This is a genomic window from Nonomuraea cypriaca (genome assembly GCF_015645445.1).
In the GTDB taxonomy this organism is placed as follows: domain Bacteria; phylum Actinomycetota; class Actinomycetes; order Streptosporangiales; family Streptosporangiaceae; genus Nonomuraea; species Nonomuraea cypriaca.
The window spans coordinates 1-10,721 of sequence record NZ_JADOGI010000305.1 but is presented as its reverse complement, the minus strand read 5'-3'; the positions used below and the strand labels follow the sequence as shown (position 1 = coordinate 10,721).

General features: G+C 70.3%; 11 protein-coding genes and 1 pseudogene. 1 reads left to right on the top strand and 11 read right to left on the bottom strand.

Features of this window, described 5'->3' with window-relative positions; all coding sequences use genetic code 11:
- From ITP53_RS56625 to ITP53_RS49850, 9 genes and pseudogenes are all read right to left on the bottom strand, one after another.
- Positions 1-207 (bottom strand): annotated as a pseudogene (locus ITP53_RS56625) (hypothetical protein); the annotation flags it as partial.
- Complete coding sequence (locus tag ITP53_RS49885; protein WP_195902509.1) at positions 194-1,273, bottom strand: LacI family DNA-binding transcriptional regulator; 1,080 nt, start codon at positions 1,271-1,273, stop codon at positions 194-196. The gene ITP53_RS49885 and the pseudogene ITP53_RS56625, both read right to left, overlap by 14 nt.
- A gap of 152 nt (positions 1,274-1,425) precedes the next feature.
- Positions 1,426-2,526, bottom strand: coding sequence for an ABC transporter substrate-binding protein (locus tag ITP53_RS49880; protein WP_195902508.1), 1,101 nt, complete (start codon positions 2,524-2,526; stop codon positions 1,426-1,428).
- Between the two features lie 19 nt (positions 2,527-2,545).
- Positions 2,546-3,319: a fumarylacetoacetate hydrolase family protein gene (locus ITP53_RS49875; RefSeq protein ID WP_195902507.1), complete on the bottom strand. Its 774-nt coding sequence runs from the start codon at positions 3,317-3,319 to the stop codon at positions 2,546-2,548.
- Between the two features lie 10 nt (positions 3,320-3,329).
- Positions 3,330-4,370, bottom strand: a complete 1,041-nt coding sequence (locus ITP53_RS49870; RefSeq protein WP_195902506.1) for a dipeptidase — start codon at positions 4,368-4,370, stop codon at positions 3,330-3,332.
- A 32-nt stretch (positions 4,371-4,402) separates the two neighbouring features.
- The gene (locus ITP53_RS49865) at positions 4,403-5,182 is read right to left on the bottom strand and encodes an ABC transporter permease (RefSeq protein ID WP_195902505.1); all 780 of its coding nucleotides are present in this window, start codon (positions 5,180-5,182) and stop codon (positions 4,403-4,405) included.
- Positions 5,179-5,985, bottom strand: coding sequence for an ABC transporter permease (locus ITP53_RS49860; RefSeq protein ID WP_195902504.1), 807 nt, complete (start codon positions 5,983-5,985; stop codon positions 5,179-5,181). Before ITP53_RS49860 ends, ITP53_RS49865 begins: the two co-directional genes overlap by 4 nt.
- Positions 5,982-6,815, bottom strand: coding sequence for an ABC transporter ATP-binding protein (locus tag ITP53_RS49855; protein WP_195902503.1), 834 nt, complete (start codon positions 6,813-6,815; stop codon positions 5,982-5,984). Before ITP53_RS49855 ends, ITP53_RS49860 begins: the two co-directional genes overlap by 4 nt.
- A gap of 87 nt (positions 6,816-6,902) precedes the next feature.
- Positions 6,903-7,856, bottom strand: coding sequence for a fumarylacetoacetate hydrolase family protein (locus ITP53_RS49850; protein ID WP_207757558.1), 954 nt, complete (start codon positions 7,854-7,856; stop codon positions 6,903-6,905).
- A 170-nt stretch (positions 7,857-8,026) separates the two neighbouring features.
- Here ITP53_RS49850 and ITP53_RS49845 point away from each other — a divergent pair, with 170 nt between their 5' ends.
- On the top strand, positions 8,027-8,707 hold the full coding sequence (locus ITP53_RS49845; protein WP_195902502.1) for a FadR/GntR family transcriptional regulator: 681 nt from the start codon (positions 8,027-8,029) through the stop codon (positions 8,705-8,707).
- A gap of 139 nt (positions 8,708-8,846) precedes the next feature.
- Here ITP53_RS49845 and ITP53_RS49840 read toward each other — a convergent pair whose 3' ends face one another.
- Both ITP53_RS49840 and ITP53_RS49835 read right to left on the bottom strand, forming a co-directional pair.
- Complete coding sequence (locus ITP53_RS49840) at positions 8,847-9,989, bottom strand: F420-dependent hydroxymycolic acid dehydrogenase (protein WP_207757557.1); 1,143 nt, start codon at positions 9,987-9,989, stop codon at positions 8,847-8,849.
- Between the two features lie 85 nt (positions 9,990-10,074).
- Positions 10,075-10,721: GntR family transcriptional regulator (locus ITP53_RS49835; protein WP_207757556.1), on the bottom strand; the 647-nt coding region annotated here is incomplete at its 5' end.

Genomic DNA, 10,721 nt, shown 5'->3' with positions numbered 1-10,721 from the left:
CTCCTGCGCCGCGCGCTCCACTGCCCTCCCCACCGACTCCTGCTCCGGGGCCCCGCGCTCCACTGCCCGTCCCGCCGACTCCTGCTCCGGCGCCCCGCGCTGCGCCGTCCGTCCCGCCGGCTCCGGCTCAGGCGCCCCTCCCCCCGCCGTCCGTCCGGGTGGGCGGCTCGTCGGCCGGGTCAGGGGCGTGGGGTCATCCTCTGACACGGGTGGACTCCCTCTCGACCAGACGGAAGCCGACCGTGAGACGCCGCGGCGGCGCCTGCCGGGCGGCCGGCGACTCCATGCGCCAGGCGATCAGCGCCACGGACTGCTCGGCGATGGCCTCCCGCCCGGGGTTGACGGTCGTGAGCGTCGGGTTGCTGTGGGCGCTCTGCTCGATGTCGCCGAACCCCACGACGGCGACGTCCCCGGGCACGCTCAGCCCTGCGGTGTGCAGGGCCCGCAGCGCGCCCAGCGCCAGCGCGTCGCCGAGGGCGTAGAGGGCGTCGAACTCCGGCCGGTCCAGCCGCAACTCCCGCGCCGCGTCGGCCCCCGACCCGGGTGTGACCGCCTCGGCCGCGATGACCCGGCCGGCCGGCAGCGCGATGCCCACCTCCGCCAGTCCCGCCACGAACCCCCGGTAGCGGCCGTCGTGCTCCGGCGGCCAGCGCGTGTCGCCCGGCAGGATCACCGCCGGCCGCCGCCGCCCGGTGGCCAGCAGGTGCCGGGCGACCGACAGCCCCGCCGCGTACTCGTCCGGGGTGACGGAGTCGATGACGCCGGAGTCGGCGGACGCGCCAGCCAGCACGACGGGCGCAGGGCCGCGCATCGCCATGAAGTCCGCCTCCGCCAGGGACACCGCGACCAGGATGACGCCGTCCACGTGCCGGAGCCGGGGGCTCAATGGGGCGGCGCGCTCGCGTTCGAGGTCGCCGTGGGTCTGCTCGACGACGACGGCCATCCCGCGTTCTCGCGCCGCGGCCAGCACGGCGTCGGCCAATTCGCGGAAGTACGGCACCGTCACGTCCGGCACCGCCAGGCCGATCGCCTGTGCCCGGCCCGACCGCAGCCGTCTCGCGGCCACGTTGGGCCGGTAGCCGAGCGTCGCGATCGCGTCCTCCACCCGCCGGCGCGTCGGCTCCCGCACCGGGACGCTGGCGTTGACGACGTTCGACACGGTACGGATGGAGACCCCGGCCAGTTCGGCGACGTCGCGCAGCGTGGCCGTGCCGCGGCGCCCGGCCCTTCCGGCGGCGGGCGGCACACGCGGCGCGTGCTGGGCGGACGTCACCTGAGCTCCTTTGCAACGGTTACGGCAACTGTGCGCAGAAGTTACGGGATCATGTCCGCGAACGTCAATGGCCCGCCCATCACCGACCCGCCCGCGTGGCGCGAAAACCGCGATCCGTAGCGACGTTACCGCGGGCTCGGCCCATAGCGACGTTACGGCGGGCTCGGCCGGCCGCCGGCCTTTCCCTGATCCGGCCGGCCACAGCCCATCTCGGCGGCCCTGTCGAGATAGCGGTGGTCCACGAAGTTCTCGGCTCGCACCGGTTTGTCGATGGCACCGGAGGTGTACATCAGGTCGGCCAGTCTGGCGTAGCCGTCGGGGTTGAGCACCCGGCCTGGGTCGGTCGGGTACATGCCGAGCTCCTGGGCCAGGTCGTAGAACTCGGCGACGTCATGCTCGCTGGTGCCCTGGACGTTGTCCAAGGTGAACTGGACGAACGCGTTCCGGTCCGTGTTGATCATCTGGTTGGCCTCCAGGTTGGCGCAGGCGAGCGCCTGCGCCACCTCGGGGTTGGCGTCGAGATAGCCGGACTCTGCGTAGTAGGTACGCGAGGACAGGCCCGGCACCAGTTCCGCCGCATACCCGACGAGGCCCAGGTCGGCACCGCGTTCCCGGAGCGCGATCCAGTTGTCCACGAACACGATGGAGGCGTCGGCCTGTCCGGCGATCAAGGTGGCCGTACGCTCGGTGCTGCCGCCGATGGGCATCATCTGGACGTCCCGGTCAGGGTCGACGCCGGCCTTCTTCAGCAGGTGCTGCAGCAGGAAGGTGTCGAAGCCGCCCGGCCCGCTGATCGCGACCCTGGCGCCGCGCAACTGCGACACGTCCTTGATCCCGTTCCTGGCGACCAGGGCGTAGTGCATGGTCGACACCGGTTCGCCGATCGCCCGGACGTTCATGCCCCGTGCCGTGCCGATCATCAGCTCGTCGGAGCTGCGGGCGGCGACATCGATCTGGTCGGCCACGATGGCCTCCAGGCCGGACAGGTTGGTCAAGGTGACCAGCTCGACGTCGGCTCCCCAGCTCTTCAGGATCTCGATGGCGTAGCTGGTGCTGGTGCCCAGGGCCTGCTCCTGGGCGGTGCCGATGCGGATGCTGGTGCCGGAGAGGTCGAAACGGGTGTCCCCGCTGAACGCGGCCAGCGCCGCCGGCACCCGCGGCTCCGCCGTGCAGCCGCCGAGCACGAGAGTGAGTGCCAGGAGTGCGGCTCCCCCGGCCCGGACACGGGCGACGCTTCGACGGTGCGACGTCATCGGGTTGCCCTCCTTTCCGCTATGCCTGTTCCGGCCAGGCGCGCACCGGGTTGACCAGGGTGCCGATCCCCTCGACCTCGACTTCCATGACGTCTCCCGGCCGTACCTTGCGAATGCCGGCCGGTGTGCCGGTCAGCAGGACGTCACCGGGGACCAGCGTCATGTGCGCGGACACGTACGAGACCAGTTCGGGGATGCTGAAGACCAGGTCGTCGGTGCGCCCGTCCTGCCGTACCTCGCCGTTGACCACTGTGCGGACCCGCAGGTCCTCGACACCGTCCAGCTCGGTCTCCAGCCAGGGCCCGACCGGGCAGTGCGTGTCGGAGCTCTTCGCGCGCAGCCACTGCTCGCTGGGGTGCTGCCAGTCGCGCACGGTGATGTCGTTGGCGCAGGTATAGCCGAGGATGTGGCGCGCGGCGGCGTCGACACCGACCTGCTGAGCCCGGCGGCCGATCACCAGGGCCAGCTCGCCTTCGTGCGCGACGTCCCGCACCCCCTTCGGGTACAGCACCGCCTCGTCGGGCCCGATCACCGCGTTGGCGGTCTTCAGGAACAGGAAGGGCTCAGACGGCAGGTCCCTTCCCTGTTCCTTGAGCAGCGAACGGTAGTTGCGCCCCGCGCAGACCACCTTGCTCGGCTCGCACGGCGCCAGTAGCCGCACGTCGGCCAGGGTCCCGACGCGCGCGCCGCGCCGGAACGCGTCGTAGGGATCGCCGTCCAGCGCCCAGACGGCGTCGTCCTCGACGATGCCCCACGACGCACCGCTGTCGGTGGAGTAGCGGCAGATTCTCATGGTGATCTCCTTATTTCGGCAGCACAGCGCGCAGTACCCGGAGGAAGTTGCCGCCGAGCAGCGCGCGGACCTCGTCCGGTCCGAACCCCCTGGCCAGCAGGGCCACGGTGAAGTTGGCCAGCTGGTCGATCTCGACCAGGTCGTCGAGCACGGGCGGGGGCTTGCGGGGGTCGTGGAACAGCGCCTCGCGACCTGGCCGCGGCCCGTCGCTGGCCACGAAGTCGCCGCCGAAGGCGACGTGCTCGATGCCGGCCACCTCCACCAGGTGCGCCACGTGGTCGATCAGCCCGTCCAGGGTGGGCCGCTCGCCCACGTAGGTGGGCAGGGTGTGCACGCCCACCAGGCCGCCCCGTTCGGCGAGCGCCCGGACCTGGTCGTCGCTGAGGTTGCGCGGGTGGTCGAACACCGCGCGCGCGTTGGCGTGCGTCACCACGACCGGTCCCCCGGTGACCCGCAGCGTGTGCCAGAAGCCCGACTCTGCGATGTGCGACAGGTCGACCAGCATGCCGAGCTGTTCCATCCGCTTCACCACGGCCACGCCGAACCGGGTCAGGCCGCCGCCGCTGTCCCGCTCGTGTACGCCGTCACCCAGCTCGTTGCGTACGTTCCATGTGGGCTGCGTGGACCGTACGCCCAGCTGGAAGAGGGACTCCAGGGCGGCCATGCTGCCCTCCAGCGGGCTGCCGCCCTCCAGGTGCAGCAGGAAGCGGGAGGTCCCGTCCGAGGCGTCCGGCAGGTCGTCGGCGCGGAGCACCACCCCGGCCGGTACGTCGGGCTCCGCGCACGCCTTGACCAGCGCGTCGATGTTCTCCAGGGTGGCGAGCAGCTTCTTGTCCCGGCCGTTGGAGTGCGCCAGCGTGTCGCCGCCGACGGCGTAGACGACCAGGTCCACGCTGCCGGCGGCCAGCCGCGGGATCAGCCGGTCGCGGACGGGGTTCTCCTCGCCGAAGTTCAGCCAGTGGATCTGTTCGTAGCAGTCCCGGTGGCCCTCCACGACGAAGGCCTCGCGGTGGATGGCGGCGGCGTCCGGGACGATCTCGGTGTCGGTCATCAGCCCTCTCTCTGTCCTCTGGTGTGCTTGGGTCACGTCTTCCACGAGGAGATCCGTCGTTCGAACGCGTCCAGCCCGGCGATGAGCACGGTGCCGATGAGGGCGATCACCACCACCGCCCACAGCATCCGCGCGGTGGCGAAGCTCTGCGCGCTGTCCTGCAACAGCCCGCCCAGCCCGGTCAGCTCCAGGAACATCTCGCCGATGACGACGCCGACCACGGCCCGTTCGGCGCCGATGCGGAGGCCGGCGACGACGAAGGGGATCGACCCGGGCAGCAGCACGTGCCGGACCGTCTGCAACCGACCGGCCCCGTAGGCGCGGGCGACCTCGACCAGGTCGGGACGCGCGCTGCGGACTCCGTCGGCGGTGGTGGTGGCGATCGCGATCATCGACCAGAGGAAGACGAGGAAAAGCCGGCCACCGTAGCCGATGCCGAACCACAGGATGATCAACGGCACCATCACCACCCGTGGCGTGGAGAAGATCCCGAACAGGTACGGGTTGAGCAGCCGGCCCAGCGTCGCCCACTGCGCCATCAGCACGCCCAGCGCCACGCCGACGACCGCCGCCAGCAGGTATCCGGCGATCAGTGCCTGAAGGGTCACCACGGTGGCGGAGACGAGCTCGCCCGACGTGAGCAGCTCGGGCAGCGCCCCCATCATCCTGGACGGCGGCGAGAACAGCAGCGGATCGACGCTGCGGCCGACGACCTCCCAGGCCGTCAGGAAGACCACCAGGCTCAGCACCGGCAGCCACAGGGTCGACTTGAGCAGGACCCGCGACCAGTCGCGGTGAGTCGGCGCGCTCATGTCTGCCACCTCTGGAAACGTCGTTCGACCAGGCCGACGAGGAAGCTCAGGCCGATGCCGAGCAAGGTGAGCGGGAGGATCGCCGCGAATACGTACTCGGTCTGGAAGGAGGCGCCGTAGTTGCGGATCAGCCCGCCGATCCCGCCGAGCCGCAGGTAGGTCTCCGCCACGGCCATGCCGACGACCGCCCGTCCGACGGCCAGCCGCAGCCCGCTCATGATCAGCGGAACCGCGGCGCGCAGCCGGACCTGGACCAGCAACCGCAACCCGCCGCGCAGCCCGAAGGAGCGCGCCACCTCCACCAGCTCGCCCGGTGCGTCGCGGACCCCGGAGGCCACGCTGAGCAGCACGGGCACCAGACCGGCGAGCAGCACGATCGTGACCCGCCCTGCCATGCCGAAGCCGAACCAGACCAGCACCAGCGGCACCAGCGCGACGGTGGGGATGACGAAGAGCGCGCTGAAATACGGGCTCAGCGTCCAGTAGGCGATCCGGGACCGGCCGATCAGCACGCCCACCACGAACCCGACGGCCAGCGCCCCCAGCAGGCCGAGGACCAGCAGCAACAGGCTCTGGCCCAGTGCGAGGGGCAGCTCTCCGCTCGCGGTCAGCTCCGCCAGGGCCGCCGCGACCGCGCCCAGTGACGGCAGCAGCAACGCGTTGTCCAGCAGGTGCGAGCCGATCTCCCAGCAGACGAGCAGCAGCGCGGCGAACCCGGCGTGCTGGATCAACCGGCTGGGCCGGCGGCGCGGCGTGGCCTGGTCCACCGCCGGCCGCGCCGGTGCGGGGACGACGGCGGTCATGTGACGTCCGCCTTCGCCTCCTGGCCCCGCTGGTTGATCAGGTCGTCGCGGAGCATCCCCCACAGCTGGGAGCGGATGTCGGTGAAGTCACGGTGCGCTCGTACGTCGTAGTCCCACCGGGGGCGGGGCAGGTCGACGGGGATCAGCGCACGGACCCTGCCGGGCGACCGGGAGAGCAGCAGCACCCGGTCGGCCAGCAGCACCGCCTCGTCCAGGTCGTGGGTGACGAACACGACGGTCTTGCCGCTGTCCTGCCACAGCCGCATGAGCTCTTCCTGCATCAGCTCGCGGGTCTGGGCGTCGATCGCGCCGAACGGCTCGTCCATCAGCAGGATGTCGGGGTCGGTGGCCAGTGCCCTGGCCAGGCCGACCCGCTGCTGCATGCCACCGGACAACTGGTGGGGGTGGCTGCCGGCGAACTGCTCCAGGCCGACCTTGCGCAGATAGGTCATCGCGATGTCGGTGGACTCCTGGTCGGGCATCTTCCGGATCTTCAGTGGGAAGCGCACGTTGTCCAGCACGGTCTTCCACGGGAAGAGTCCGAAGGACTGGAACACCATGGCCCGCTCGGGTGTCGGCGCGGCGACCGGGGTCCCGTCCACCAGCACCTGGCCGGTGTCGGGCGGGGTGAGCGAGGCGATGATGCGCAGCAGGGTCGTCTTGCCGCATCCGCTGGGCCCGATGATGGTGAGGAACTCGTTGCGCCCGATGGTGAGGTCGACGTCGTCGAGCGCGTGCACGCGGCCCGTGTCGCCCTTGGTCCTCATGTCGAAGAACTTGCCGATTCCCTGGACGCGTATCTTCGCGTCGGATGGTTCCCGGTCGCGCATGCGACCTCCTCGGATCTGGCTGCTCTGTGGTGTCTCTTCCGGTGCGCCGGGGGTTCTCGCTCTCAGCCGGTCAGGGATCCGATCGGGTCAGGGATCCGGTCGGGTCAGGGGTCCAATCGGGTTGGTCAGCGTGCCCAGCTCGCCGATCCGCATCGACACGACGTCGCCCGGCCGCAGAAAGCGGGGCGGGTCGAAGCCGAGTCCGACCCCGGCCGGCGTGCCCGTGGCGATGATGTCGCCCGGCTGGAGGGTGATTCCGGCGGAGAGGGTGGAGATGAGCGTGGGGATGTCGAAGATCAGATCACGGGTGTTGGAGCTCTGCCTCAGCTCCCCGTTGACCCAGCACTCGACGGTGAGGTTCGTGGGCTCGACCTCGTCGGCCGTGACCGCCCAGGGCCCCATCGGGCAGAAGGTGTCCAGCGACTTACCCAGGAACCACTGCTTGTGATCGCGCTGCAGGTCGCGCGCCGTCACGTCGTTGATGATCGTGTATCCCCAGATGTGCCGCCAGGAGTCCTCCTTGCTGATGCCGCGCCCACCGGTGCCGATGATGACGGCCAGCTCGACCTCGTAGTCCAGCGCGTCGGTGACGCCCGCGTGCGGCTCGATGACCTCCCCTGGGCCGATGACGCTGCCGGTCGCCTTGGTGAAGAAGATCGGCAGCGCCGGCACGCCCGAGGGGTTGCCCGTGCCGTCGTCGGAGCCGTCGAACCCGCTGCCGGCGAACTCCGCGGAATGGTCGTGGTAGTTCTTGCCGACGCAGAAGATGTTGCGCGACGGCCGGGGCATCGGCGCGCGCAGGGTGACCGCGTCCAGCGGGATCTCCGTCCCGTTCACCGGCGGGCGACCGGCCGGGAGCGCGTCCCAGCGCCGGATCAGGGTCTGCAAGTCGGCGCCGGAGTCCATGCCACCGGGACCGGTGACCTCGCGGATGACGTTGCGTTCGGTGTCGAGAGCCCCGAGCGACTCCCGGCCCTCGTACCGGTAGGTGACCAGCTTCATGTACCCGCCCTTTCGCACCGGCGTTTCCGCTGTGGTCATGACGTCGCCCGATCAGCGAGTGGATGACCAAGATTGGCCCTTATTGGTACCAATTGGTCTCACTTGGTTGCCTACCATATGTGAGGCGAATCGCGGACGCAATACCGGTATGTCGGCTACGCATGCCCTACTGGCCCATATAATTGGTTCGGATTGGTTGGAGGGGTGCCATGACAGAGTCCGCAAGTCCCGCGCTGGGCGGGGAAGCGCGCGTGATCGAGTTCCTCGAACGGCAGGTGACCGAACTCCGGCTGAATCCGGGCAGCAAGTTGCCGACCGAGCGCGAGCTGGCGGAGCACAGCGGCCAGAGCCGGACCACCGTCCGGCGGGCACTGGGCATGCTGGAGGCACGCGGCCGGATCATCCGCCACGTTGGGCGCGGCACCTTTCTCGCCCCCGGTTCCGGGCCTGGCCCGGAGCCAGGGACGACCGGCATCAGCCCGGCCGACATCATGGCGGCCCGGCTGCTGGTCGAGCCGCCGACCATGCCGCTGGTGGTCACGGCGGCCACCCAGGCCGACTTCGCCGAGATGGGGCGCTGCCTGCGCGGCGGTGAGGAGGCCGAGAGCTACACCGAGTTCGAGCAGTGGGACGCGGCGCTGCACCGCTCATTCGCGCTGGCCTCGCACAACGGCCTGCTGGTGCGCATCTGCGACCTCACCAACGACGCCCGGCACGAACCGCTGTGGGGCAAGCTGAAGCAGAACAGCTTCACCCCCGAGCGCCGCGACGAGTACACCCGCGACCACCGCGCGATCGTCGCCGCCCTGACCGACCGCGACGCGACGGTGGCACAGGCCGCGATGCGGGACCACCTCCTCCGGGTCCGCCGCTACCTGCTCGGGGAGTGAGCGGTAGACTAGAAGCTTCTCATCCGGACGCCGGCTCATGCCGCGGCCACCAGAGCACGATCAAGATCCAGACGACCGCGACGGTTTGTGTCACCTCGTACGGTGGCGCAGATGCCTCACCAGGTCAGGGGGTGCCCGGTCAGTGGTGTACGTGGGGTAGCACCTCGCGGGCGTAGAAGTCGATCACGCGTTGCTGGTCGTTCTGGCCGGAGTGGACGAAGGGTGTGCCGCCGGCGTCGACGATCCGCTGCAGCGCCTTGATGTGTGTCTCGGGATCGGTGCCGCGCGGCCATGACTGGTAGACCTGCGGCAGGGTCCAGCGTTTCTCCGCGATGCGCTGGATGGTGACCGGGTTGGGCTGGTAGAGCAGGTCGCCGAAGCCGTGCACGGTGAAGCGCCACTTCTGTGCCGCCTGCTCGGCCTGGGCCCGGTCGCCGACGACCACCCAGGTCTCCACCAGCTTCGGCATGGCGTCGGGGTCCTTGCCGGCGGCGCGGGCGCCCTTGACGAACTGGTCGTGTATCCGCGGGTTCGTGAGGTCCTTGGTCTGGGTTATCCAGCCGTCGCCGTACCGACCGGCCAGGTAGGCGCTCCTCGGTCCGCTGGCGGCCACGTAGATGGGCACCGGCGGGTCGGGGACGTCGTACAGCTTGTACTGGTCGGTGCGGTAGTAGTCGCCCTTGAAGGTGACGCGTTCGCCGGTCCACAGGCGGCGGATCAGCTGGATGGCCTCCACCAGGCGGTTGTGGCGTTCGGGGTAGCGGTCGAAGCGGCCGGTGGTGGCCTGTTCGTTGAGCGCCTCGCCGGTGCCGAGGCCGAGGAACACCCGGCCGGGCGTCAGGATCCCCAGAGAGGCGAAGGCCTGTGCCACCTGCGAGGGGTGGTGGCGGTAGAGCGGGCAGGTCACCCCTGTGCCGTACCTCAGATGTGACGTACGGTCGCCGACCAGGGCCAGCGTGATCCAGGGGAACATGGCGTGCCCCTCGTTGTCCTGCCAGGGGTGGGCGTGGTCGCTGGCCCAGACGTGGCTGAAGCCGGAGCGGTCGGCGCGTTCGGCGAACGCGACCAGCTCGGGCGTACGGAACTGCTCGTGCCCGAGGACGAAACCCACCGGGGCCACCTGCCGTCCGGCCGGTCCCTGCGCCGGCGTGGCGGTCTCGCGGGACGGCGACAGCCCCGACATTCCGGCGGCGCCCAGCGCGGCGGCCCCCAGACGCGAGAACTCCCGCCGCGACATTCCCCCGCCGGCGCCCGGCCCCTCCCAGACCTCGTGTCCGCTCATGGCGACCACGCCTACCCATTACGAATCGGACAAATCTGACATATCGCGGCGGTCGGAGGCATCCGCCGGCAGACGACAGGGACCCCTACTGGTAGAGCCGAAGGCGGATGTCGCGTGCCGACTGCATGTGCGTCGCGGCGATCTCGTGCGCCTTGGCCGAGTCGCCGTCCTCGATGGCGTCGATCAGGGCGTCGTGCTCGGCCAGGACGTCCTGCCAGCGCCCCGGGTACATCAGCGTGTTGGCGGGGTGCCGCATGATCTGCCGTTGCAGCCTCGTCAGCGTCTCGATGAGGGCGAGGTTGTGGCTCGCGTGCCAGAGAGCGTCGTGGAAGGCGAGGTTGACCTCGCGCAGTTGCTCGCCGTTGTCCACGTCCGCGGTGCGCATCGTGTCATTCGCCTGGCGCAGGCGTACGAGATCCAGAACCGTCCGGCGTTCCGCCGAGATAGCCGCCGCCTGCGCCTCCAGGACGATGCGGACCTCATAGAGGTCGAAGACCTCGTCGGTGCTCCAGACCCGGATCCGCATCCCCCCGCGGGACGACCGTTCCACGAGGCCGTCCTGTTCGAGCCTGCGCAGGGCCTCGCGGATGGGCGTACGGCTCACGCCGTGCTCCTCCGCCAGGGCGGTCTCGGTCATCTGCGCCCCCACGGGGTAACGCCCGCTCACTATCGCCTGGCGCAAAAGCAGATAGATGTGATCCACCTCAGGCTCCCGCCCCATGTGCACGACTG

Coding starts and splice junctions, on each gene's coding strand:
- ITP53_RS49855 (WP_195902503.1), bottom strand. CDS start 6,815: ATGCGCGACCGGGAACCATCCGACGCGAAGATACGCGTCCAGGGAATC.
- ITP53_RS49880 (WP_195902508.1), bottom strand. CDS start 2,526: ATGACGTCGCACCGTCGAAGCGTCGCCCGTGTCCGGGCCGGGGGAGCC.
- ITP53_RS49870 (WP_195902506.1), bottom strand. CDS start 4,370: ATGACCGACACCGAGATCGTCCCGGACGCCGCCGCCATCCACCGCGAG.
- ITP53_RS49845 (WP_195902502.1), top strand. CDS start 8,027: ATGACAGAGTCCGCAAGTCCCGCGCTGGGCGGGGAAGCGCGCGTGATC.
- ITP53_RS49860 (WP_195902504.1), bottom strand. CDS start 5,985: ATGACCGCCGTCGTCCCCGCACCGGCGCGGCCGGCGGTGGACCAGGCC.
- ITP53_RS49875 (WP_195902507.1), bottom strand. CDS start 3,319: ATGAGAATCTGCCGCTACTCCACCGACAGCGGTGCGTCGTGGGGCATC.
- ITP53_RS49840 (WP_207757557.1), bottom strand. CDS start 9,989: ATGAGCGGACACGAGGTCTGGGAGGGGCCGGGCGCCGGCGGGGGAATG.
- ITP53_RS49865 (WP_195902505.1), bottom strand. CDS start 5,182: ATGAGCGCGCCGACTCACCGCGACTGGTCGCGGGTCCTGCTCAAGTCG.
- ITP53_RS49850 (WP_207757558.1), bottom strand. CDS start 7,856: ATGACCACAGCGGAAACGCCGGTGCGAAAGGGCGGGTACATGAAGCTG.